This is a genomic window from Pseudoalteromonas sp. S327, from assembly GCF_005886415.1.
GTDB classification, from domain to species: Bacteria; Pseudomonadota; Gammaproteobacteria; order Enterobacterales; family Alteromonadaceae; genus Pseudoalteromonas; species Pseudoalteromonas atlantica.
The window spans coordinates 291,409-316,844 of sequence record NZ_PNDP01000001.1 but is presented as its reverse complement, the minus strand read 5'-3'; the positions used below and the strand labels follow the sequence as shown (position 1 = coordinate 316,844).

The window sequence follows — 25,436 nt, the reverse complement described above, 5'->3', positions numbered from 1 at the left end:
ATTAAAGCCCTAAAGCAAATAGCTATATTTAGGCTGCTAGCTTCCACACCACAAACGCAACAGCAAAACCAACCAAGTACACTAAGCCTAACCATGTTAAGCTGCGCAATAGTACGCTGTGTTTAATGGCCGGCTCTGAGCGCACTAAACTAAAGTTAAGCCATGCAAAAACGGGGGTGGTGACAAAAGCAAGTGTCATGGCAAAGGTAAGCATGGGGCCAAGGGCCGATTTAAAAAATAAAATCACTGCCATACCGGCAAATGCCTGCAGTACTAACCAAATATTTAAACTGTATTTAGATTGCTTAAAGCCAAGTAGTTTATGTGACTCGTTAAGTGTACGGGCGTAGCCATCAAGCACGGTGAGTGTAGTGCCAAACATACATAAAAAAGCAATGGCTGATACAAGCGGCCTTGCCCACTCGCCAATAGTCAGTGCATACATATCAATAAGCTGTTTAGCAAAGGCAACACCGCCAAGCTCAATACTGCTGCTTTGCCCGTATTGCACCAGCACACCTAAGCTAAAAAATACCAATGCTAAACAGGCTGTTAGCCAATAGCCTACGTTAAAATCGAATAAGCCTTGGCTTTTAGTAACCGTTTGCTGAGTTTGTTTTTCTTTAAGCCAAAGCGAACTAAGCGCTGATATTTCTATGGGTGCTGGCATCCAGCCCATTAACGCGACCATAAAACTCAGCATAGCCAGCTCGTACGGAGACGGGCCAACATAATCAGCTGGTGCCATTGGGCCGTTACTAAACGCGATAAGCAGCGCAATAACAGTAGCAAGCGTTAATAGCCCCATAATGCCTTTAGCAACGCTGTCGAGCGCTTTAAAGTGCCCAAGTAATAAAATAGCTAAACTCACACCGAGTAATATCCAACACAGTAGCGTGACTTCTATCACTATTGGCAGTGCATAATGCAGCAAGCTTGCAGTCAGTAATAACACCCCTGCGGTATTAACTATGGCGGCCAGTATATTTAAGCCAATAAAACTATAAAAATAGACAGGCCCTTTATTTTTATAGCCTTCTACCAAACTGTTTTTGGTTGCTAAGGTGTATTCCATACCAAAGCGAAAAAATGGGTACTTTAATACGTTAACAACGAGAATTAGCCAAAACAGTTGCCAGCCAAATAGCGCGCCAGCTTGAGTAGATGCAACTAAGTGAGAGCCGCCAATTGCTGCGGTTGCCATTAAGATACCAGGGCCTAGTGCGCCCAATCGAGATTTCCAAGAGGTGTGTGTTTGCTGCATTAATTTCTCAAATTATGTGTGTCATTCGCTCTGGTTATTAATTTTCATAATTAATAACACCGAAGGCTGCATAACTTACCTAAATTAAAGGCAATAAAAAAGAGCCGTAAGGCTCTTTTTTATAGTACTTTGGGACTAAATCTTATTTTAGTTCCATCTCTTGGATGATTTCGTGCGCTATTTCTGGCGTTGTGCTTACAGGCTTTTCATGTAAATTTGCTTTTATTTGCCCTTTTCGATGTTTTAGTGCTGCATCGAGTTTTTTAGCTGCGCTTGCAATCGCCGGGTACATAACTTCGTTTTCCCCTTTTACCGATATACGCGCACCTTCGTAATTTGTGCTAATTTCTGCTTGGATTTTGTGATGCTCTTTAGACAATATAATGTCGAGTGCGATAAGTGATGGAAAGTGGCTCTCGATTTTTGAAAACTTTTCGTTGATATGCTCTCTAATAGAGTTAGTAACGTCTACATGGTGACCAGAAAGATTAATTTTCATAGGGTATCCTTTTATTTGTTACCTCATAAATAGTATTGGGGGCTATTTAGATTAACACAAGGAAAAAGCACTGATTTTTGAAATTAATTTGTTACTTAAACTGATTTAAATTATAAGTTGTGCAAAGTTTATGCAAAGCCCATAAAATATGGGCTTTCAGACGTCTAGCCTTTAGCGTTTAGTCTGTGTACGAACAGCAATAGTCAGCAAAATCACTCACTTTTACTTTAAAGCTCACATTGGCATCAACGTTAAATGATTCGCCCGCGATAAATGTTTTCCACTGCGTTTCGCCCGGTAATAAAATGTCCCATTGGCCGCCTAACAGCTCCATGAGTTCTTTTTTGCTTGTATCAAATACAAATTCGCCTGGTTGCATAAAACCTAGCGTTTTGGTTGTGCCATCGTTAAATACCACGGTACGGCTTGATACTTTACCGTCAAAATACACGTTCGCTTTTTTAATTACGCTTACATTTTCAAACTGAGACATCCTCACTCCTGTTGTATTATTTTATTTAATCGGCCACCACCTTGCCTGATAGGTCATAGCCTTGCAAGAAAAGCGCTGTGAAAATTACTCATCTGAAATTAAAACACAAAAGGCTTTAAGCTAAAAAAGTACTACGTATTACAAGCAGTGTGATGCAGTATCTTAAGGCTACTACGCCGCTTTATAACTCAGTCAGCAAACAAAAAAGCCCGCCCTGTTTTACACAGGGCGGGCTTTTAAATATTAAAGCTAACGGTTAAAACAACTCGTTTGCTTTATTTACAATGTTCTCTACTGTAAAGCCAAAGTACTCAAACAGCTCGCCAGCAGGTGCCGACTCACCAAAGGTAGTCATACCTACTACTGCGCCATTTAGGCCCACGTACTTGTACCAGTAATCAGCAATACCAGCTTCTACTGCTACGCGGCGTGTAACGGCTGACGGTAGTACGCTTTCTTTGTACTGTGCGCTTTGCTCTTCAAATACATCAGTACATGGCATAGATACAACACGTACCTTTTTACCTTGGCTACGTAGCTCTGTGGCAGAGTCTTGTGCTAGCTGCACCTCAGAACCTGTAGCAATAATAATTAGCTCTGGCTCGCCGTCACAGCTAAGGATGTAACCACCCTTTTTAACATCAGCTAATTGCTGAGCGTCACGCGCTTGTTGCTCAAGGCCTTGGCGAGTAAAGATAAGTGATGTAGGACCGTCTTTACGCTCAATAGCTTGTTGCCATGCAATTGCCGACTCAACTTGGTCACACGGGCGCCAGTTATATAAGTTTGGCGTTAAACGCATGCTAGCAATTTGCTCTACCGGTTGGTGAGTTGGACCGTCTTCACCTAGGCCGATTGAATCGTGCGTGTATACAAAAATGCTTGGTTGCTTCATTAGCGCAGCCATACGTACCGCATTTTTTGCGTATTCAACAAACATTAAGAACGTTGCACCGTAAGGAATAAAGCCTTTATGAAGGGCAATACCATTCATAATTGCAGACATACCAAACTCACGTACACCGTAGTAAACGTAGTTACCGCTTGCATCGTCTGCAGTTAGCCCTTTAGAGCCATCCCAAATTGTTAAGTTTGAGCCAGCTAAATCGGCTGAGCCACCCATGAATTCTGGTAATAACGGGCCAAATGCATTTAATGCATTTTGTGACGCTTTACGAGATGCAGGGTTTGCAGGGTTTGCTTGTAGTTGCTCTATGTACGCTTGAGACTTTTCAGCCCAATCGCCTGGAAGTTCGTTATTAATACGGCGCTTATATTCAGCTGCAAGCTCTGGATATGCCTTTGCGTATGCTGCAAATTTTTCGTCCCAGCTAGATTCAAGCTGTTGACCTTTTTCTTTGCTATCCCACTGTGCGTAAATATCATCAGGGATTTCAAATGCACCGCCAGACCAGCCTAAAAATTCGCGAGACGCTGTAATTTCGTCATCACCTAATGGCGCGCCGTGACAATCGTGGCTACCAGATTTGTTAGGTGAACCGTAACCAATCACTGTTTTACAACAAATTAGTGATGGTTTGTCGGTAACACTTTGAGCCTCTGCTATTGCAGCACTAACAGCATCGCTGTCGTGGCCATCAACGTCACTTATTACATGCCAGCCGTACGCTTTAAAGCGTGCTGGTGTATCGTCGCTAAACCAACCTTCAACTTCACCATCGATTGAAATACCGTTGTCATCCCAAAAAGCCACTAACTTGCCAAGGCCTAATGTGCCAGCAAGTGAACATGCTTCATGAGAAATACCTTCCATTAAACAACCGTCACCCATAAATGCATATGTGTAGTGATCAACAATGTCGTGGCCTTCACGGTTAAATTGTGCAGCAAGCGCTTTTTCAGCAATCGCCATACCTACCGCGTTTGTGATCCCCTGACCTAGCGGGCCCGTAGTAGTTTCAATTCCCGGTGCATAACCGTACTCAGGGTGGCCTGGCGTTTTAGAATGCATTTGACGGAAGTTTTTAATTTCATCAAGTGGTAAGTCGTAACCAGTTAGGTGCAATAGAGAATAGATAAGCATTGAACCGTGGCCATTTGAAAGAATAAATCTGTCACGGTCAGCCCACTCTGGATTAGTTGGATTATGCTTTAGATAATCGCGCCATAATACTTCTGCGATATCGGCCATGCCCATAGGGGCTCCAGGGTGGCCAGATTTGGCCTTTTGTACTGCGTCCATTGACAAGACGCGAATAGCATTTGCAAGTTCTTTGCGAGATGGCATGAATTCTCCTACCTTTATGTGTATTTGCGCGGGTACTTATGTGTTCGTTAATACCCTTAAGTAACTTAAGAGCTGTTATAGCAACCATTCTTACTTAATGTGGGTGCACTGTGCAATTAAAAACCCCATAAAAATGGGCTATTATGAATATTTTTTAAGACCGAAAAGTTATTACTCATTTTATTTAGACGTCTAGGCGTAAAAACACTATGCAAGGTGTTTTGTTTTAGATAAAATACGCCCCTTAATTTTTTAGCGCTAATACCGACGTTTGTGAAGCGCAATATTTGTGAGCAGAAATACAATGGCAAAACATTTATTTACTTCTGAATCTGTTTCTGAAGGTCATCCGGATAAAATCGCCGATCAAATCTCTGATGCGGTACTTGATGCTATCCTAGAGCAAGACTCTCATGCCCGTGTTGCGTGCGAAACTTACGTAAAAACCGGTATGGTTATGGTTGGTGGTGAAATTACCACTAGCGCATGGGTTGATATTGAAGAAATTACACGTAAAACAGTACGTGAAATTGGCTACACGCATTCAGACATGGGTTTCGATGCAGACTCGTGTGCAATTTTAAACACAATTGGTAAGCAGTCTCCTGATATTAACCAAGGTGTTGACCGTACTAGCCCAGAAGAACAAGGTGCTGGCGACCAAGGCTTAATGTTTGGTTATGCATGTAACGAAACAGAAGTACTAATGCCTGCGCCAATTACTTACTCACACCGTTTAGTACAGCGCCAAGCGCAAGTACGTAAAAGCGGCGAGCTTAACTGGTTACGCCCAGATGCAAAATCTCAAGTAACTTTTGCATACGAAAACGGCAAGCCTGTAGGTATTGATGCAGTTGTACTTTCTACTCAGCACGCTGAAGAAATTTCGCAAAATGACTTAGTAGAAGCCGTGATGGAAACCATCATTAAGCCAGTACTTCCTGCCGAGCTTATTACTAGCGCGACTAAATTTTTCATTAACCCAACGGGTCGCTTTGTAATTGGCGGACCAATGGGCGACTGTGGTTTAACAGGTCGTAAAATTATCGTAGATACATACGGTGGTATGGCACGTCACGGTGGTGGTGCTTTCTCAGGTAAAGATCCATCAAAAGTTGACCGCTCAGCTGCATACGCTGCACGTTACGTAGCTAAAAACGTAGTGGCTGCAGGCCTTGCTGATAAGTGTGAGCTACAAGTATCTTACGCTATTGGTGTAGCAGAGCCTACCTCTATCAGCGTTGAAACCTTTGGTACAAGCAAGCTTGAAGAAGGTCGTTTAATTGAGCTTATTCGTGAGCACTTTGACCTACGCCCTTACGGCTTAATTCAAATGCTTGATTTAGAGCGCCCAATTTACCAACCAACAGCGGCATACGGTCACTTTGGTCGTGACGAATTCCCATGGGAACGTACAGATAAAGCAGACGCACTTCGCGCAGCTGCTGGCCTTTAAGCCAAAATGCATTAAATAATAAACGGCCCTTTTAAGGGCCGTTTTTATATCTAAAGCAAAGGCTAATTATGCGCTTTATATCAATTGCATTAATTTAGTTGTTTATCATAGCACCCAAAAAATAGTGCAATAACAAAGGAATTTACGGCGTACAGTTATTTTATATAAATAATTTTAACGCAGTCAGTGCGCTATTTAATACGCTAAACTAATCGTATTTTGAATTAAATTGGTATTAGCTAGCCCTCGAATTTCGTACGGTTTTAGGTATATACTCTTTGCATAATAAAAGCTTAAGGGATAAGTAAATGGCCAATAATTTTCGCGTTATGTTTGTAGGACTCGCCGAGGGCACTGAGGCTAAAACGGCCTGCGTAAATTTAGCAAGTAAGCTAAAAACGTCTGAAGATAAGGTAACTCAGTTTTTTAATGGCAAAGCACTCTTTGCACCTAGCAATAAAGACAAAGCCTTAAAGCAAGCCAAATTACTGGCAAGCCTAGGCATTAAAAGTAAGTTACAAGCCACAGGTGAGCTGCCCACTCAAAGCCCTAGCGCAGCTAGTCAGCGTGATGAACGGATTTTTGATGCCCTTGATTACATAACGAGCAGCCTGATCCGCCTAGAAGAAAAACTAGAAGAGCTAGAACAAAGACTTCCAACCAATGAGCTAAAAAGCCCTACAGACGAAAGCGATAAGTGGCAAGAAGATGATCTTATGCTTGACGAGCAGCTCGATGAACCTGTTAAAACGCGTAGCAATACTTTGTTATATTCACTGATTGCCACTGCCGTTTTACTACTTATTGTGCTTGCTGTTTACTTAGCTTATCCTGATTTAGTGTCTATTTAATCAAAGGTGCGTAATTACAATGAGCAATAAACGTACACACATACGCCAATCTATTCGCCAATTACGCAATAATCTATCAAAAAAACAGCAAGAAAAAGCCGCGGCACAGTTAAAGTTGAATTTTACTCAACAGCTAAATAGCGATAAAACAGCCTCAAAAAAACATATAGCCATTTACTTTAGTAACGATGGAGAATTAGATACATCATTGTTAATTAATGAGTTATGGCAACAAGACCACACCCTTTACTTACCCGTTATACACCCATTTAATGGGGCTACTTTGCTGTTTCAACGCTATGAAAAAAACTCACCCATGAGGGCAAATCGCTATGGTATCTTGGAGCCTAAGCTGAACTGCTCTCAAATATGCCCATTAACTGATTTAGATTACTTACTGATGCCACTTGTAGCATTTGATAATCAAGGTAACAGATTAGGAATGGGGGGTGGATTTTACGATAAAACACTGGCGCAATTACACGCTTACAATTGGCAAAAACCGCAACTTATAGGCTTAGCACATAGCTGCCAAAAAGTAGATGCACTGCCAATTGAATCGTGGGATGTTCCACTTAAAACCATTATTACTCCCGATAAAATTTATCACTGGTAATAAACACCCACTACACATTTGAAATATGAGCATAACAATGACGCAAGACGAATTAAAAAAAGCAGCTGCGTGGGCTGCACTCGAGTTTGTAAAAGAAAACACCATTGTTGGTGTGGGGACAGGCTCTACCGTAAATCATTTTATTGATGCCCTAGGCACAGTAAAAGACACCATAAAGGGTGCGGTATCTAGCTCTGAGGCTTCAACAGCGCGTTTACACGCGTTAGGTATTGAAGTGTTTGAGCTAAACGATGTAGATGCTCTTGATGTATACGTAGACGGCGCAGATGAAATTAATGCCCAAAACGAAATGATCAAAGGCGGCGGCGCAGCACTTACCCGCGAAAAAATAGTCGCAGCCGTTGCAAAACAATTTGTTTGTATTGTTGATGACACAAAATTAGTAGATACATTGGGCGATTTTCCGCTTCCGGTAGAAGTTATACCCATGGCACGCAGCTACGTAGCGCGTGAATTATTAAAACTTGGTGGCGACCCTGTGTACCGCCAAGGCGTAGTAACCGATAACGGTAACGTTATTTTAGATGTACACAATTTAAGTATTAGTAATGCCAAACAACTTGAAACACAAATTAATTCAATTGTTGGCGTAGTTACCAACGGCCTATTTGCGATGCGCGGCGCTGATAAAGTGATTATCGGCACTAAAAATGGGCCACAAATTAAATAGGATGAGGTTATGAGTAAGGTATCGTTAGCAAAAGACAAAATTAAAATTCTCTTGCTTGAAGGTGTTCACCAAAGCGCAGTAGAAACGCTTAAACGTAATGGTTACAGCAACATCGACTACGTAAAAACATCGCTACCTGAGGACGAACTTAAAGAGCGTATTAAAGATGTGCACTTTGTAGGGCTTCGTTCTCGTACTCATATTAACCAAGCAGTTTTAGACTCAGCTGAAAAGCTAGTAGCCATTGGTTGTTTTTGTATTGGTACTAACCAAGTTGACTTAAACTCAGCTCGCGAGCGCGGTATTGCAGTATTTAATGCACCGTTTTCAAACACTCGTTCAGTGGCTGAACTTGTACTTGGCGAAATACTATTACTATTACGTGGTATTCCAGAGCGTAATGCAGCAGCGCACCGTGGCGGCTGGTTAAAAACAGCAACTGGCTCGTTTGAAGCGCGCGGTAAAACGCTCGGGATTATTGGTTACGGCCACATTGGTACCCAGCTTGGTATTATGGCTGAAAACATAGGTATGAACGTAGAGTATTACGACATTGAAGATAAGCTCTCTTTAGGTAATGCAACACAAATTCATAACCTAACACAGCTTTTACAGCGCGCTGATATTATTAGTTTACACGTACCAGAAACACCGCAAACTAAAAACCTAATTGGCACAGCAGAACTTGCCGTAATGAAACAAGGCTCAATACTAATTAACGCTTCACGCGGTACTGTAGTGGATATTGATGCACTTGCCGAAGCACTTAGCGAGAAAAAGCTAAGCGGCGCAGCTATTGATGTATTCCCTGTTGAGCCAAAATCTAACGAAGAAGAATTTGTATCGCCACTGCGTGAATTCGACAACGTTATTTTAACGCCGCACATTGGTGGTTCAACCCAAGAAGCGCAAGAAAACATTGGTATTGAAGTTGCCGGTAAATTAGCTAAATACTCAGATAATGGTTCAACTATTACAGCGGTTAACTTCCCTGAGGTTTCGCTACCAGAGCTTGCTAACCGTAGCCGCTTATTGCACGTACACCACAACCGCCCTGGCGTACTTACGCAAATTAACCAAGCGTTTGCCCAGCACGGTATTAACATTGCCGCTCAGTACTTACAAACTGATGAATCAATTGGTTATGTAGTTATTGACGTAGATACCGATCAGTCAGAAGTTGCACTTAAAGAGCTAAGCGCAGTTGAAGGCACTATCCGAGCCCGTATATTGCACTAGGCTAAACCTATTAACTAAAAGTCTTGCTTCACTTACTTTCAGGCGTTTTTTATTTTCAGCAAATATGCCTAATGCTTTTGATTTACAAGTATATTTAATATAAATTAAACTTTGACATGTATTTTTGGGTTTAGCTTTATGGAAAGAGAATATATAGATTGTGGAGGGGAATTAAGCTTTACAAACCCGAATCTCAGAGATGAAACTATAAAGCTATTATTAAAAATAGAGCATTTAGGTGATAAAAAGCGTTTCTTACTAGACTTTACAAATTGTGAAAAGATATGCGCATTAACTGCATTATACCTTTTTGCAATTGTTACTGGTAGACAACACTATAGCTCAAAAAAGATATGTACAATTAAGCTACCGAAATATAAGCTACTTAGAAGAGAAATGGAGCATCTGGGGTTTACTGAAGCATTATGTATTGCTAAAAAAGGTAAGTTAGTAGACTTATGGAGCCAGTCGAGTTTTGTTTGTGGAAATTTAAGTAACACGACACTCCTTAAAGATGCAATGAAGCGAGAATTGGGTCTGAGCAAACTACCAGACAAACTAGCCACTGCAATTAAAGAAACTTGCTTAAATGTTTACCATCACGCTTATGGTAAACCAACGCGTTTATTAGATGTTCAATGGTGGTCATACTTTTATAAAGATAATGATGAGTTTGGTGAGTATGTTGATATTGGTATTTGCGATAGAGGTTTAGGTATACCTTCAACCATTAAACCTTTATACCAGATAGGAAAGCCTGATGACTCTTACCTTATTAGACAAGCAATGAAAGCTTCTATTACTTCTACTAGACAAACAGATAGGGGGAAGGGTTCAACAGACATCATAAAACCAATTAAGTTCATGAAAAACTGTAATGATAAATTGCTAGTCTTAAGTGGAAATACAGGTATTTATTACAGGATGTCTAACGCGGAATTGGTTGACTCCAAACTCCAAGAATTTAAAAACCCAATAAAGGGGACTCTAGTTCAATGGCGACTATATTTGAACTAAATAAGGACTTTACATGACTATATCAGTGAAAGTAAGCGATTATACACTCGAACCACTCGGCAGGTACCATGAAGATGGTCCTGGTAATGGGGAAGATTTTAGAAAAGATTATTTAGTTCCCCACTTAAGAAATGGTGCTCGAATCGATGTTTATTTGGATGGAATTAATGATGAGTATGGCTCTTCTTTTATAGTCGAAGCTTTCGCTAACCTAATTAGGTGTGAAAAATTTGAGCCGCTATTTGTGTTTCAGCATTTAAATTTAATTAGTGAACATAATGACTGGAAAGAAGAAATAAAATTTTATATGCATGAAGCTGAAAGAGAATATAACTCTAAACGAGACACCAATGTTTGACTTACTATCTAAAATATTACCAATCATTATTGGCTGGTACATCATTTTAGACAGCAGTCGGCATATTACATCAAGAAATGAAGCTAAAAGTGCTATTGAAGACATATTAAAAAAGATTGAAGACTGCTTGACTGAGTCACTGAAGGATTGGCAAGCACATTGTAAAGAAGTGCATGAAAAGCAAGAGAACGCTGTTATTTTAAATATTCAAATGATGAAATTTACTAGAATTAAAAACCTTAATTCTCAGCTAGCAAGATATGCTATAACTGAATTAAAAACAAGCCAAATAATTGATATTAAAAAAGTTCTAACAACTTCTCCTCCTTGGAAAGAGTTTGATAACGCTACTGACAAACAAAACTTTTTACTAAAAAAACTAGAGTTATCAAAGTCTGTCCAGTCCAAAATAACAAAGCTATTATATGACGAATTTTATAATAAATACCCACCAGTAATAAAACCTTTTATTTCGACTAAGTTCAAAGAATTAATAATTTGGCCATCACTCATCCTTATTCTTTTGCTTATATATCTGGAAGCATTAAATATTATCTTCTTATAACTTTAAAAGCTTCTAGTACAACTAGACTGACACTTACTTTAAATATCACCTAAAAGTAGCGGTAAATAAGTTCACATAAAATCAATTTACCGCCTACAACTCATTCAAAGTTACATCTATGATTCTCTCGGGAAGCTTTTATTCTACAACTCCTAAATTACTGACATGCTGACCCTTGCCTTGGGACAATATTTGATGTTTTTTTTTGGGTATAAAAACTAGGCCAGTAGTTTTCGCTATTGCTAATGTTGCAACGACACCCTACCAACAGTCCATTAAACACGTGGGTAAATTACGTAGTCAGTTTTAACTAGTTTTCGGAGCTATATTTTTACGCTCTGATAATGGTAAATGATTACCTTCTATATAACACCGTTTACCCTCTTTAATACAGCGCCCTATTAATTCAATTAGTTCAAGATACGATTTAACTCAAAAGGCAGGCCTTTCGGCATTATCTGACGCACCATACCAGCAAAATGTAATAACTCTTTAGGTTGCTTACCAGTTGCAGTGCTTTTAATACCTTTTTACACGTTGGTGTAGATTGATTTCTCTATGGTGTTAGTTATTTGGGCGAAAATTTAGATGGATCGTTTGAAGCTCTTGGTAAAACGCTTGGTATTATTGGCTATGACCACATTGGTGGTGCTAAAGCTTCATTAATGAAGCAAGGCTCTATTTTGATCAATGCTTCACGCGGGACTGTGGTAGATATTGATGCACTAGCCGAAGCACTTAGCGAGAAAAAACTCAGCGGCGCTGCTATTGATGTATTTCCTGTTGAGCCAAAGTCTAACGAAGAAGAATTTGTATCGCCACAGCGTGAATTCGACAACGTTATTTTAACGCCGCACATTGGTGGTTCAACCCAAGAAGCGCAAGAAAACATTGGTATTGAAGTAGCCGGTAAATTAGCTAAATACTCAGATAATGGTTCAACTATTACAGCGGTTAACTTCCCTGAGGTTTCGCTACCAGAGCTTGCTAACCGTAGCCGCTTATTGCACGTACACCACAACCGCCCTGGCGTACTTACGCAAATTAACCAAGCATTTGCCCAGCACGGTATTAACATTGCCGCTCAGTACTTACAAACTGATGAATCAATTGGTTATGTAGTTATTGACGTAGATACCGATCAGTCAGAAGTTGCACTTAAAGAGCTAAGTGCAGTAGAAGGTACAATTAGAGCGCGTATTCTTCACTAAGCTATCAGCTAAAATAATAAAAGCCGTACTTGATTAATCAAGTACGGCTTTTTTGTATTAAACTGGCTGGTGAGAGCTGTTCGCTATTACTCGCCTTTAACTTCTAAATTAACAAATTTAACTAGCTCTTCAGGCTGGCCAGCTAACATCATTATTTGCTGGTTTACTTCCATCATGGTTTTACCTTCAGGCAATTTTGCCGATATGCTTAATGAGTTTAAACCTTTGGCAAAATCAGTCAGCGCCTGTGCAATTTCTTCAGTTACGGGAGCTTGCTGTAACTGTTGCTGTAGCGTCATTTGCATTTGCTCAAGCGTCATTCCTTGTTTTTCAAGCTCGCTCACAAATAGCTCTTTTAATTTGCCTTGGTTATTAAGTACTAAATTAATATTTCGTGGCTCAAGCTTACTCATAGCTTGCATAACTAAGGTTTGCTGTTGTAACTCTTGCTCGTACGTAAGCGGCGTGTCACCTGCTTCTTGCTGTGCTTTGCTTATCGCAAGGGATGCGTCCATTAATGCTTTAGAATTGGCAAGGCCTACATCCATATTAAAACTAGCAATATCTTTTGCATCAAGCTTTAAAACTACGTCGCTGTCGCCAGATTGTTCATCGTAATCGAGCGATGAGCTTAAGTCGTAACTTGCAGAGGCAAGCATTTCGTTTGTATCAGCAGGTAGTTTTGCTACAAAGTCTTTATCGAACTGAAAGCTTTTTACTGTAAACGATGTATGTGGCGATATTTTATCGGTTTCGTAACCGGTTACTTCAATACTTTGAATATGCGCTACGTTATCACCTTCAGGGCTAATTACTTCCATGTTAGTAATTTCAACACTTTGAGAAATAACACTTGCCGATAAACCCGCGTATTTAAATGTCGCACCGGTTTGATCGCTCACTAAAGCAAGCTGCTTGTCTACTTCGGTACGTACTTCTTGAGTTGCTACATAGTTTGCGTAGCTAACACCGCCTACGCCGGCTGCAACGATGGCTATGGCTATTACGAGTTTTTTCATGCTATTTCCTTATTTTGTTCTGTATATAAATTGTGTTTGCTCAAGAGTAACATTGCACAGCAGCCGCTGTAAGCGTTAATTAATTAAACTCAGTAACTCGTGCACGGTTTTTACTGGCGTAATTTTAGCCCCTAGTCCTTCCATCGATTTATGGTAATTACGAAACGGGATAAATATTTCAGTAAACCCATGCTGAGCCGCTTCTTTAACCCGTGGTACACCGCTGTCGATTGGGCGCACATCGCCGTTTAAACTAAGCTCTCCCATAATGCAGGTTGTACGCGGTACAACAAACTCGTTTAAGCTGCTTAAAAGTGCGGTTACTAACGCTAAATCAATACAGGTTTCGGTTTCATCGATTCGTAAGCCGCCCACAATATTAAAAAACGTATCGTGAAATATTTTAGTTTTGGTGTGTTTGCGTAAAATACCAGTGAGCATTTTTATTCGGTTCATGTTTAAACCCACGCACACACGCTGCGGAAATTCGGCTTCGGTTTCGGTGGTTAAACATTGAATTTCGAGCAATAAGTTACGGTTACCTTTTCGGATACAGGTAATAGTAGAGCCTGGTGATTCAGTACTTGATCCCGATAAAAAAATCTCGCTGGGGTTATCAACACTTAGCATGCCGCGTTCGCACATTTTAAAAATGCCTACGGTATCAATATCACCAAAACGGTTTTTGTTAGCTCTAAGCGTACGTACCTGTCCATCATTCGTGTCAATGTGCAATAAGGCATCCACTATATGCACTAATGTTTGCGGCCCTGCAATTTCGTTGTTTTTATTTACATGGGCAATAATAAACATAGTGACATCGTTTTGCTTACAATACTGAGTAAGCGCTTGTGCGGCACTTTTTACTTGCGAAGGCGAACCAGGGCTGCCATTTGCAGTGTCGGTTACAACCGCCTGAATAGAGTCGATAACAGCAAACTTAATTTTATTTTTATCAAGTTCTTCAATAATGGTTTCTACGCTAGTTTCAGAAAGTAAATAAAGCTCATCGGCGTTATAGTTAAGCTTTAAGCGGTTTACACGGTTTTTAAACTGCGACAACGACTCCTCAGCAGTACAGTAAAGTGATGGCATACGCTGCGACATTCTGGCTACTAAATCAGATAACAGCGTTGTTTTACCTGCCCCTGGGTCGCCCGATATAATATTAACCGAGCCCGTGGTTACGCCGCCGCTTAGTACACGGTCAAGCTCGCCTATTTCTGTTAGCTGCTTTTCGGCCTCGGTGGTGGCTACATCATCAATTTTTTTAGAGCCACCACCAATGCCACCTGCATAACCACCAACCGTTGCTCGCGCAGCGGCTTTTTTACTTTGCCCTGCAGAGGGTTTAAATTCTGCCAACGTGTTCCACGCACCACAGCGACACTGACCTTGCCAACGTTGGTAGTTCATACCACACTCTGTACAAACAAATTCTACTTTTGCCGCCTTAGCCATTTATAACCTTACCTACTATTCTTTAATTTAAAATGCATACATTTAGTTGTTTATTTTATCATGGGGAGAACGACATAGCAGCGCTACATTGCTAAAGCCAATCAAGGATCTATATTAGAAACAAACACATGTAATTTTCTCTTTTACTTTAAGTTAGGGCATACTTATTGCTTTTAAATACTTTAAAGTAACTTGCCAACAAATTGGCATTTAACACATAATAACAAGAGTTAAACTGTACTTACACGAAAAATCGTACCTATATTAATAACATAGCACGATGTTACGTTTATTGAATTTTTCAAATAAATGGACTTTACAGTATACCTACTTTTCAATTAGACGGTGACGATTTATAAATGGCTGAAGACATACTGCTCAAACACGAAGACCTCGTAAATGAGCTAAAAACCTATTTAGGTAACGCAAAGTTCGACCTAATTTTCAAATCTAAAACGGCAGGTTTAACAAAGCCTGAGCAGTTTTTAATGAAAATGGAAATGTCGCGCCTATCTCAGCCAGTTGCCCGTTTTGTTGACCTGCGAGGCTTAGTAACAGGCCAAGTTCGCCCGTATGAGCACAATGGTAAACAACACTTTATGGATGACACCGCCATAGAAGTATTTGAGGCAGCCTTAAAACAACACGGCGGCTATACTTTAGCGGTATACGAAGCGGTAATGAATACCGAAAACAACCATCGCGTACTACAAAAACAAGCACAAGAGCAAAGTGATACACAAGTTGAAAACGACACTCTGACTACCAGCGTAATAAAATTTGCCTCTTATGAAAGCCGCTCTGAGGAGCGAATGAACTACTCGATTAAAGTTAAAATTGAGTACAACGATAAGAAAAACATTGCCGCTAGTACCTCAGATATCTCTTTGAGTGGGTGTAAAATTAAACTTCCTACCCGCCAAATTATAAAAAAAGGGCAGCTAATTGCCATGCGGCTAGTAGGGCTTGAGCAAGATTTTGAGCTAGGCCTTAAAAATGGCATTCAATATGAAGTAGTTGCAGTTGAAAACATATCTCGTGAATATAACCACATTCGTTTAAAGCGTACTTTTATAGAAAAAAATGAAGCATTCGATAATTTTTTAGATAGCTTTATAAACGGTAATAAACGCCGCTATAAAGTGAACTTAGATAACACCCTAGATGCTGTTGTTTCAAAGGGTTATGAGCAATATTATATTCCGCGCGTTACCTCTTTATACGTGTTTTTAAGTAAAAAAGGCGAACAAATTGTTCCTAGTTTAAGCCTAACCACTGAAAATAATATTTTTATTCAGCGCTATTTTACTGATGAACGAAAAGTGCCCTGCTTATATAGCATTTTAAATAATCAACGTATTAGCCAAATGCTTACCCAAGTAAACGCAGTAAAAGAAGATTACTTATATACGTTTACTCATGTTTCTGCAGGAAAAATTTATTACTACTCAGCCACGCGTACAGAGCTTAATAACAACCCTAAATTAAGAAACCTGTTTTTAGGGTTTGGTAGCCAAAAAGACAGCTGGCAATGCTTTAAGTTACAAGTTATGCCAAGCCACCCTGATGATTCGTTTATTCCATTATCGTTGCCTAATTCGGCGGGTAAAAACATAGAAAAGCTTAATAAGCCACCTTCTCCAAGAGTGGCAGGCCTTATAAAAGATGTAAAATATATTGCGGTTTTAACCGCCATTGGCAACAGTGAAGAACAAGCGCATTATAAGAAGCATCCCTACGATAGGGCGTTAGTTAACCAGCTTAAACATTTTGGCCACGCTAAGCATAATAAGCCTCCTTATTTAGATATTGTGCCACTAGAGTATGTAAACCTACGCTCTCACAAACGATACTTATATAAAACACCTGCCGAGCTTTCGTTTGAGGATAAGCAGTATCAGGCTCATACTCGGGATTTTTCGGTTATGGGTTTGCAATTAGAGTCAGCCTCGCCGGTTAGCTTTAAAAAAGGCGATATTGTTTTACTGTCTTTCCCCGATTTACAAAAAATAACTAAAAAGCATAATTTAAGTGAGCTTAAATACGAAGTGATGGCAATTAGTAAGTCGTTAACGACCATTAATTTAAAAGCCAACAGAGTTGCTGACTTACCACATGCAGGGGTTAACTTTTTTACCCAATTAATTCAAAGTAATAAAGATAAATTAAAAGTGTCTGAAGAAGCCCCTAAAATAGAAGGCCTTTCTACCGCACTGAGAAATATGGTGACCAAAAGTGTGTGCCAATTCCCGCTTTATTTACATAAAGAAGCAAACCACTTTATTCCAGGAGCCATAGGTTTTGGTTTATATGCCAGCCCAATTCACGTGATTTTACAAAATTTTGGCTTATTAAATAATAAAACTGACCTAAGCCATATTTTAACGCAGCAACAAATTATTGATGTGATCACTCCAAGCATTAAAGATCGTAGCCGACAAGACCCGCCTTTGCCGTTTACACTCGCAATTAATTTTGACCCTAAACAAGATAACATTGAAAAGGCTGTGACGAGCCAATGCGTACTAGGCGAAAACTATTCAAGCTTTAGTGAGCAAATTAGCGCAGGCGTTAAATCTGAGCTGGTATTTGTTATGCGCTTGTACTTATCGCGAACGGGTCGCCCAGATACAGACTACCTATCAAACGAACTTAAATATGTAAGCCAATATGCAATGCACAAAGCAAAAGACATAGAAGAAGCGCTGTGGGCAGTATCTGGGGTGGGTGATATTGTAGATATAACCGACGAAGCGCTTAGCCATTTAGAGTTAGATCAAAAGCAGGTCGCTCAAATGGGCCGCAGAAAGCTGTTATGGTTAAACCGCTTGCGCTAAGCGGCTTAATACCAATCGACTTAAAGGTTTATAGCGTGCTAAATAAAGCGTTAGCGCCGTTATAAACTTCTCAAATAGAACAACTACATGTCGAAATTTATGCCTTGTTATCACGCTATTTATCTGTCGCTATAAATGTCTAAATAACTTAACCCGATTGGTATAACTTATCTTGGTGGATATTCTCAGGTTACTTCTTTAAGGGAATAGCCAACATATACAACAATTGCAGTAACGAGCCCTGACATATAGCCGCTTGAGCTTGCTCCACCACTTTTGGTTTACCATGTACGGCAACACCTAACCCTGCTTTTTCCATCATTAGCAAATCGTTTGCACCATCGCCAATGGCTACCGTTTGTGTATTATCTAAGCCCAGCTTTTGCTGCAGTGTTTCTAAAACAACCGCTTTTTGCTGCGCATCAACAATGGCACCAGAGACTTTTCCTGTGAGTTTATCGTTTGCAAATTCAAGTACATTAGCATGTACTTCATCTAAATTAATCAGCTGCTGCACACGCTCGGCAAAGGGTACAAACCCGCCTGAAGCTATAGCAAGATACCAATTATGCTGCTTTAATATTTGGCATAGCGCTTTAATACCTGGCATTAATGGTAAAGTGTTTTTTAAGTCTTCAATTAAGCTTTGCTCTATGCCGGCTAACTTTGCTACACGCTGATTTAAACTTTCGCTAAAATCTAGTTTGCCCGCCATTGCAAGCGCGGTCACCGAAGCCACATCGTCATATACATCTGCTAAACGTGCAATTTCATCAATACACTCTATGGTGATGGCGGTAGAGTCCATATCCATAACCAGCAGCCCTGGCTCATATAGGTTGGGTGGCGTTGTAACTTGCACTAGCTGAAAATCAAGCGTGTTTGCAAACTCTCTTAGCGCAAGCGGGTTAATTTTTTGCTCCGCCTCTGGGCTATAAAAACACAGAGCTGGGGCTAACCCTAAGTCGGGCTGATATTGACATACAGCGGTTACTTTAAGCGCGTGCGTTTTTAGAAAGTCGATAATACTCGTTACATGCTTTAGTCCAAAATCGCCCGCAAACGCAATACTAAATAACCCAACGGTTTTATCTGGTATTGTTTGAGCAGGAGTAAAACTCCCTTCTTTGTAATCAAACCATGTGTTTAGCGTTAAAGAATGTAATGCTTGCTCAGCAGCTGGCTGTGCCATGTTCATTTGCGACATGGGTTCTCCGTGTTTGTTATTTATTTTTCTAATTTGGCGTATCAATTAGGGTATTCATAACGCTAAATTCGCCATCGGGGTAGATTTAAGGTTATAGTTAGCGTAGTTGTAACATCAAATCAAAATGCTGTCAGTAGCATATACGGTGACTATGAAAAATAACCATATAAAAAGCCCTTTGTCTGCATCACAAAGAAAGCGAATCGTTCGCTTGTTATTGGCTGCGGGCTGTTTTGTATTACTGAGTTTTGTAGGTGTTAACAGTAGCTTTGAAAGCCACCAACTACTTTATAATAGTGCCGATAATACTGCCAAAAGCTTAACCTCATTTATGGCACTTAATGCTAAAGAGCCATTGCTTGCTAAAAATAAGCCACAGCTTAGAGCTTTGTGTAATGATATAAGCAAAGACGAGTTTGTACTTTCAGCCACAATTTACGATCAGCAAGGCGTACTTATAGCCAGCAGCGATCACTGGCAATCGCACCATATATTTGGCCAATTGCCAGAGTCTACCCCAGGGATTAGTAAACTAAAAACCCCGTTTGTTGAGCCCGTTGTAAGCGACATAGATAAGCCTTTAGGCTTTGTATCTATTACTTATTTAACCCGCGCGGCAATATCTGACAGCCACAATCACTTTCATGATTTAGGCAGGCAAGTTTTATTAATGCTAGTAATAGCCTGTATTTTTACATGGCAGCTAGGGCGAGGCCTAAAACGTTGGCAGGTAAATCGCTATATGCAAAAAACCTCAGAGCAAGAATCGTAAAGCTGCTGAGCAAGTTCGGCTTTATTACTATTTGGCTTTAAGCTGCATAAAACTTCAAATACAGCAGGAATATGCGCAGGGGTGTTAATTTCTCCCTGATGGCCACTTAATGGCATTGAGGGTGCGTCCGTCTCAAGCACTAAATGCTGCGGTTCTATTTGAGCAATTACATCACGGGTTTTTGCTGCTCGTTCATAAGTAATAACGCCACCTACACCTAATTTAAAGCCCTGTTTAATATAATACTGTGCTTGTTGCATGGAGCCTGAGTATGCATGTATCACGCCGCCATATTTTGGCTTGCAGCGCTTAAACGCATGCGCAATTAAATCATGGCTTTGCCTGTGATGCACAATAAGCGGCAGCTTGAGCTCGTTAGCAAGGGTAATGTGTTGCTCAAATAGGCTGGTTTGTTTTTCAAGGTCATCAATACTTCTATCAAGCCCGCACTCCCCTATTGCCACCAGCTGTTTTTTATTGGTTTTTGCAAAATCGAATAACTGCGCTAAGTGAGCATCTTTATGCTCATCTAAAAAGTAAGGGTGAAGCCCTGCGGCAATATGTACTTGTGGGTATTTAGATTTAAATTCAATTAGTTGCTGAGATTGCGCCAAGCTAATACCTGGCACAACAAAGCGCTCAACGCCTTTAGCCATACACTCTTTTATGAGTGCTTCGCGGTTTGCGTCAAACTCAGTAAAATCGAGGTGGCAGTGGGAATCTATAAACTTCACAGCGTAAACCGGTTAAGGGTTTAAACGTGTTATTTGCCAGCTATTATCGGTTTGGCGCTGATATATAAAGCGGTCATGTAAACGGTGTGCGCCACCTTGCCAAAACTCAATTTTAGAAGGGACTACGCAGTAACCGCCCCAAAAATCAGGCAATGGAATTTCACCATTAGCAAATTTACTCTTCATGTTTGCAAAGGTTTCCATAAGCACTTTGCGCGATGAGACCGGCCTGCTTTGCGCTGAGGCCCATGCTGCTAATTGGCTTTCTTTAGGACGCGATAAAAAATATTTAGCGACTGCAGCCGTCGGTAATGGTTTTGCCTCGCCGTATACAATCACTTGGCGCTCCATATGGTGCCACGGAAAGTGCAGCGATATTTTGTTATTGCCTTTTAGCTCTTGCGCTTTACGTGAGCCGCTATTAGTAAAAAATACAAACCCGTTATCATCTAAATGTTTTAACAATACAATACGCTGTGAAGGTTGCCCGGTTTCATCAACCGTTGCCACAACCATGGCCGTTGGGTCTGGGATATTACTGCCCACAGCATGCTCAAGCCACGTTTCAAATTGTTTGAATGGATCATCTTGCAAGTTATCTTCGCTTAGCGCGTCTTGCAGGTATTCACGGCGGATGTCTTCGAGTTTCATAAACAAATCCTTCTCTGTTTATTAAAGCGTATGTGGGTAAGTTAAGGTCAGGCTGTTAATCGTTATAAGAGCAAAAATAAAAATGTTTTGTTTAATGTTAGTTTAGTGTTGGGTTTCGTTTCACTCAACCCAACCTACGGTGCTATCAGCTATCAGCTATCAGCTATCAGCTATCAGCTATCAGCTACAAAATTGATTAACTTACAAAAGTTCGTCAAGTAAAGCCTAAAATCATCTGCAAGTGTAGGAGTGCTAGCAAGGCGGTAAAACTATTTATGCCAAGGAGCATACGGTTTGTATGTGACTTAGGCTAAATAATTTTACCAACGCAGCTAAAGCGAACTACACAACTCAGATATCTGCAAGTGCAGGAGTGCTGACAAGGCGAAGTGCTTTTTTATGCCAAAGAGCATACAGTTAGTATGTGACTTAGGCTAAAAAAGCACGACAACGCAGTCAAAGCGAACTACACGCAGCAGAAGGTTCACCTATGTAGTTTAGCCTAAGACAAGGCATTCACCCCTACTTATCCCTGTGAGCATACGGTTTGTATGTGATTAGGGTAAGTTGGGGTGGATAACGCAGTATTAGGTTAAAATACGACGGTGATTACATTTGCTCCATGACTTCAATGCCTAACAAATCCAATCCTGTTTTTAGTGTATCTGCCACTAAATTACATAACACTAAACGGCTGTCACGTACGCTTGGCTCTACGCCTTCTTTTAGTACTGGGCAGGCTTCGTAGAATGTCATGTATAGGCTAGCTAGCTCGTATAAGTAGCTACATAGTACGTGCGGAGTAGCCTCAGAGATCATTAAATCAAGGACTTCTTCAAGCTGTAGTAGCTTGAGCGCGAGGGCTTTTTCTTGCGGCTCGGCTATGGCTACATCTGCATTTAGCGTAGCGGCATCGACACCTGATTTACGGAAAATACTGCGTACACGGGTATAAGCATATTGTAAGTAAGGTGCTGTTGCGCCTTCAAAGCTTAACATGGTGTCCCAGTTGAAAATGTAATCGCTGGTACGATGCTTAGAAAGATCAGCGTATTTAACAGCGCCAATACCTACTTTACGCGCAATTTCGCTGCGATCATGATCTGATAAATCAGATTCACGCTCACCAAGTTTTGTTGCTGCACGACTAATCGACTCTTCAAGTAAATCAGCAAGTTTTACTGTACCACCTGTACGGGTTTTAAATGGTTTACCATCGGCGCCCATCATGGTGCCAAACGGGCAAAACTCGTAGCTTGTTTCATCGCGTAAAAGGCCTGCTTTACGTGCGGTAAGCTCCACCTGATTAAAGTGAAGGCTTTGGCGCGCATCAACAAATATTAAAATACGCTCAGCACCTAAGGTATTTGAGCGGTAGTTACACGCGGCTAAATCGGTGGTTGCATATAAAAAGCCGCCGCCAGATTTTTGCACTATAAACGCCGATGGCTCACCATCTTTATTGGCAAGTTCATCTAAAAACACCACTTGTGCGCCTTGCGATTCTACCGCTATGTTTTTATCTTTTAATAGGCTAATAATATCGTTAAGCCCACTGTTGTAAGCACTTTCAGCCATAATATCGCCTTGGGTAAGCGTTACGTTTAGACGTTTGTAAACTTCTTCAGAGTGCTTAACAGAGGTCGCTATAAATAGCTTCCATAGCTTTTCACAGTGCGCGTCGCCACCTTGTAGTTTAACTACATAGTCACGGGCTTTATCGGCAAAGCCTTCTTCATCGTCAAAACGTTTTTTTGCATCGCGGTAAAACGTTTCTAAATCAGCAAGCGCTACCGACTCTAAGTCTACGCCTTGGCTAATTTGATCTTCTAAATGCGCAATTAACATACCAAACTGTGTGCCCCAATCGCCCATGTGGTTTTGACGAATGACTTTGTCGCCTCTAAATTCAAGCGCACGTACAATGGCATCGCCAATAATGGTTGAACGCAAATGGCCTACGTGCATTTCTTTTGCAAGGTTAGGTGATGAGTAATCTACCACGACAGTTTGCGGATTTGCGTGCTCGTTTACAGCCAGTTTTGCATCGTTGTTTGCTGCTTTTACACTATTGGCTAAAAACTCAGGCTTTAAATGAATATTAATAAAACCCGGGCCGGCAATTTCTGTTTTTTCAGCGATGTCGGTTACATCTAGGTTATCAATAATTTTTTGCGCAAGCTCACGTGGGTTGCTTTTCATTTTTTTAGCGGCGCCCATTGCACCATTAATTTGGTAATCACCAAACTGTGGGCGTGTGCTTTGTGTAACAGCTGGGTTTGTGTCTTCTGGTAGGCCTGCTGCGGTCATGGCGGCAATGGCTTTTTCTACTAAAATAGTACGAATGTTCATTATATTATTTACCTTTGTAAGCCCGCCATAGCAGGCTTTCAGTTAACTTTAGTCAGTCGATTCTAGTTTTCGCGCGTATGGTTAAAGGTGACCTCTGGGTAACGCTCTACCGATAAATTAAGGTTTACACGGCTCGGTGCTATGTAAGTTAAGTTATCGCCACCATCGAGTGCTAAGTTGCTTTCGCACTTACGTTTAAACTCTTCAAACTTTTTAACATCGTCGCTGCTTACCCAACGTGCAGTATTTACATTTACGCCTTCGTAAATTGCATCTACGTTGTACTCAGCTTTTAAGCGCGCTACAACCACGTCAAACTGTAGTACACCTACCGCGCCTACAATTAAATCGTTGTTAGTAAGCGGTCTAAATACCTGTACAGCACCTTCTTCAGAAAGTTGTACTAAGCCTTTTAATAATTGCTTTTGTTTGAGCGGATCGCGCAAACGAATACGACGAAATAGCTCAGGCGCAAAGTTAGGAATACCGCTAAATTTAAGCTTTTCGCCTTGCGTAAAAGTATCACCAATTTGAATGGTACCGTGGTTATGCAAACCAATAATATCGCCCGCATACGCATCTGCTGCACGCTCACGATCGCCCGCCATAAAGGTTACCGCATCAGAAATACTAATTTGCTTACCAAGGCGTACGTGGTTCATTTTCATGCCTTGGCTGTATTTGCCCGACACAATACGCATAAAGGCAATGCGGTCACGGTGTTTAGGGTCCATGTTTGCCTGAATTTTAAACACAAAACCGGTAAAGTTTTCTTCTGTTGCGATTACTTGGCGGTCATCTGTTTCGCGCGGTAATGGCGTTGGTGCCCATTGCGTTAAACCATCAAGTACATGGTCTACACCAAAGTTACCAAGGGCTGTACCAAAGTACACCGGTGAAAGCTCACCTGCTAAAAACAATTCAAGATCAAACTCATTTGAGGCACCAATTACCAGCTCTAGCTCTTCACGTAATTGCTCAGCGAGTTCTTCACCAATGGCGGTATCAAGCTCAGGGTTATCTAGGCCTTTTACAGTACGAACTTCTTGAATAGTATGACCTTGGCCTGTTTTATATAAAACCGCTTCGTCGTTATGAATGTGATAAACACCTTTAAACTCTTTACCACAACCAATTGGCCAAGTAATAGGCGCACAGGCAATATTTAGCTCTGTTTCTACTTCATCAAGTAGTTCCATTGGGTCACGAATATCACGGTCACACTTATTCATAAAGGTAACAATAGGCGTGGTACGTAGGCGCGTAACTTCCATCAGCTTACGGGTACGTTCTTCTACACCTTTTGCGGCATCAATAACCATTAAACACGAATCTACCGCGGTCAATGTACGGTAAGTGTCTTCTGAGAAGTCTTCGTGTCCAGGGGTATCAAGTAAATTAACCAGCGCATTGTTATACGGAAACTGCATTACAGAGGTAGTAACCGATATACCACGCTCTTTTTCCATTTCCATCCAGTCAGACTTTGCATGCTGATTAGAGCCACGGCCTTTTACAGTACCGGCTTTTTGAATCGCTTGTCCGAACAAAAGTACTTTTTCGGTGATGGTGGTTTTACCAGCATCCGGGTGCGATATGATTGCAAAAGTCCTTCGCTTGCTAATTTCGTTGATAATATTCTGGTCTGCCATTAATAAGTTCTTTTAGTTTGATGCCAAGTTACATGCATAACATTGAGTGTATGCAAGGCAACCCGTTAAGTTGATCGTTATTAACTGGGCTTTGAGCAATTTAGTGTGAATAAATTGACAACAATTAACGCCATATAGCTAATTTTTTAATAGTGGCAATTGTAACAGGAGTCGGTATAAAAGTGTGCTATCTAACTCAAAAATATCTTGGCTTTATATGCAAAAGGAAGGAGTAACTAATTT

General features: G+C 40.8%; 21 protein-coding genes and 1 pseudogene. 11 read left to right on the top strand and 11 right to left on the bottom strand.

What is annotated here, in order from left to right:
- Positions 1-28: 28 nt before the first annotated feature.
- From CWB60_RS01490 to tkt, 4 genes are all read right to left on the bottom strand, one after another.
- A complete protein-coding gene (locus CWB60_RS01490; RefSeq protein ID WP_138579953.1) occupies positions 29-1,264 on the bottom strand; it encodes an NRAMP family divalent metal transporter in 1,236 nt (411 codons plus the stop codon).
- A 142-nt stretch (positions 1,265-1,406) separates the two neighbouring features.
- A complete protein-coding gene (gene hpf, locus CWB60_RS01485; RefSeq protein WP_024033129.1) occupies positions 1,407-1,763 on the bottom strand; it encodes a ribosome hibernation-promoting factor, HPF/YfiA family in 357 nt (118 codons plus the stop codon).
- A 178-nt stretch (positions 1,764-1,941) separates the two neighbouring features.
- Entirely contained in the window at positions 1,942-2,256 is a 315-nt protein-coding gene (ppnP, locus tag CWB60_RS01480) for a pyrimidine/purine nucleoside phosphorylase (protein WP_024033130.1), read from the bottom strand.
- Between the two features lie 256 nt (positions 2,257-2,512).
- Positions 2,513-4,504 carry a transketolase gene (gene tkt / locus CWB60_RS01475; RefSeq protein WP_138579952.1) on the bottom strand — a complete coding sequence of 664 codons (1,992 nt, stop codon included), beginning with the start codon at positions 4,502-4,504 and terminating at the stop codon, positions 2,513-2,515.
- Between the two features lie 304 nt (positions 4,505-4,808).
- On the opposite strand from tkt, the gene metK reads away from it, so the two are divergent.
- The 9 genes and pseudogenes from metK to CWB60_RS01430 form a co-directional block, all read left to right on the top strand.
- Entirely contained in the window at positions 4,809-5,960 is a 1,152-nt protein-coding gene (gene metK, locus CWB60_RS01470; protein ID WP_004586168.1) for a methionine adenosyltransferase, read from the top strand.
- A gap of 308 nt (positions 5,961-6,268) precedes the next feature.
- Positions 6,269-6,811, top strand: a complete 543-nt coding sequence (locus CWB60_RS01465; RefSeq protein WP_138579951.1) for a hypothetical protein — start codon at positions 6,269-6,271, stop codon at positions 6,809-6,811.
- A gap of 19 nt (positions 6,812-6,830) precedes the next feature.
- Positions 6,831-7,427, top strand: a complete 597-nt coding sequence (locus CWB60_RS01460; RefSeq protein WP_138579950.1) for a 5-formyltetrahydrofolate cyclo-ligase — start codon at positions 6,831-6,833, stop codon at positions 7,425-7,427.
- Between the two features lie 37 nt (positions 7,428-7,464).
- Positions 7,465-8,118 (top strand): ribose-5-phosphate isomerase RpiA, encoded by a 654-nt coding sequence (gene rpiA, locus CWB60_RS01455; protein WP_121637870.1) that lies wholly within the window; start codon positions 7,465-7,467, stop codon positions 8,116-8,118.
- 9 nt (positions 8,119-8,127) lie between these two features.
- Entirely contained in the window at positions 8,128-9,357 is a 1,230-nt protein-coding gene (gene serA / locus CWB60_RS01450) for a phosphoglycerate dehydrogenase (protein WP_004586164.1), read from the top strand.
- Between the two features lie 138 nt (positions 9,358-9,495).
- Positions 9,496-10,374, top strand: coding sequence for an ATP-binding protein (locus tag CWB60_RS01445; protein WP_138576853.1), 879 nt, complete (start codon positions 9,496-9,498; stop codon positions 10,372-10,374).
- 13 nt (positions 10,375-10,387) lie between these two features.
- Entirely contained in the window at positions 10,388-10,732 is a 345-nt protein-coding gene (locus tag CWB60_RS01440; RefSeq protein WP_138576855.1) for a DUF4325 domain-containing protein, read from the top strand.
- Positions 10,725-11,297 (top strand): hypothetical protein, encoded by a 573-nt coding sequence (locus CWB60_RS01435; RefSeq protein WP_138576857.1) that lies wholly within the window; start codon positions 10,725-10,727, stop codon positions 11,295-11,297. The genes CWB60_RS01440 and CWB60_RS01435 overlap by 8 nt, the downstream gene beginning before the upstream one ends.
- Positions 11,298-11,884: 587 nt before the next feature.
- A pseudogene (locus tag CWB60_RS01430) lies at positions 11,885-12,508 on the top strand (NAD(P)-dependent oxidoreductase); the annotation flags it as partial.
- A gap of 86 nt (positions 12,509-12,594) precedes the next feature.
- Here CWB60_RS01430 and CWB60_RS01425 read toward each other — a convergent pair.
- Positions 12,595-13,527 carry an aq_1923 C-terminal domain gene (locus CWB60_RS01425; RefSeq protein ID WP_029774278.1) on the bottom strand — a complete coding sequence of 311 codons (933 nt, stop codon included), beginning with the start codon at positions 13,525-13,527 and terminating at the stop codon, positions 12,595-12,597.
- A 75-nt stretch (positions 13,528-13,602) separates the two neighbouring features.
- Positions 13,603-14,988, bottom strand: a complete 1,386-nt coding sequence (gene radA / locus CWB60_RS01420) for a DNA repair protein RadA (protein ID WP_004586161.1) — start codon at positions 14,986-14,988, stop codon at positions 13,603-13,605.
- Between the two features lie 359 nt (positions 14,989-15,347).
- On the opposite strand from radA, the gene CWB60_RS01415 reads away from it, so the two are divergent.
- The gene (locus CWB60_RS01415) at positions 15,348-17,825 is read left to right on the top strand and encodes a PilZ domain-containing protein (protein ID WP_138576859.1); all 2,478 of its coding nucleotides are present in this window, start codon (positions 15,348-15,350) and stop codon (positions 17,823-17,825) included.
- A gap of 190 nt (positions 17,826-18,015) precedes the next feature.
- Here CWB60_RS01415 and serB read toward each other — a convergent pair whose 3' ends face one another.
- Positions 18,016-19,032, bottom strand: a complete 1,017-nt coding sequence (gene serB, locus CWB60_RS01410) for a phosphoserine phosphatase SerB (RefSeq protein WP_138576861.1) — start codon at positions 19,030-19,032, stop codon at positions 18,016-18,018.
- A 151-nt stretch (positions 19,033-19,183) separates the two neighbouring features.
- Between serB and CWB60_RS01405 the strand changes: the two genes are divergently transcribed.
- A complete protein-coding gene (locus CWB60_RS01405) occupies positions 19,184-19,804 on the top strand; it encodes an AhpA/YtjB family protein (RefSeq protein ID WP_004586158.1) in 621 nt (206 codons plus the stop codon).
- On the opposite strand, the gene CWB60_RS01400 is transcribed toward CWB60_RS01405, so the two are convergent.
- The 4 genes from CWB60_RS01400 to prfC all read right to left on the bottom strand — a co-directional run bounded on the left by CWB60_RS01400 (position 19,771) and on the right by prfC (position 25,193).
- A complete protein-coding gene (locus tag CWB60_RS01400) occupies positions 19,771-20,538 on the bottom strand; it encodes a TatD family hydrolase (protein ID WP_138576863.1) in 768 nt (255 codons plus the stop codon). The two genes, CWB60_RS01405 and CWB60_RS01400, sit on opposite strands and share 34 nt — an antisense overlap.
- A gap of 12 nt (positions 20,539-20,550) precedes the next feature.
- Positions 20,551-21,189: a pyridoxamine 5'-phosphate oxidase gene (gene pdxH / locus CWB60_RS01395; protein ID WP_138576865.1), complete on the bottom strand. Its 639-nt coding sequence runs from the start codon at positions 21,187-21,189 to the stop codon at positions 20,551-20,553.
- Between the two features lie 609 nt (positions 21,190-21,798).
- On the bottom strand, positions 21,799-23,541 hold the full coding sequence (argS, locus tag CWB60_RS01390; RefSeq protein ID WP_138576866.1) for an arginine--tRNA ligase: 1,743 nt from the start codon (positions 23,539-23,541) through the stop codon (positions 21,799-21,801).
- A 62-nt stretch (positions 23,542-23,603) separates the two neighbouring features.
- Positions 23,604-25,193 (bottom strand): peptide chain release factor 3, encoded by a 1,590-nt coding sequence (gene prfC, locus CWB60_RS01385; protein WP_004586154.1) that lies wholly within the window; start codon positions 25,191-25,193, stop codon positions 23,604-23,606.
- Positions 25,194-25,436 lie beyond the last annotated feature (243 nt).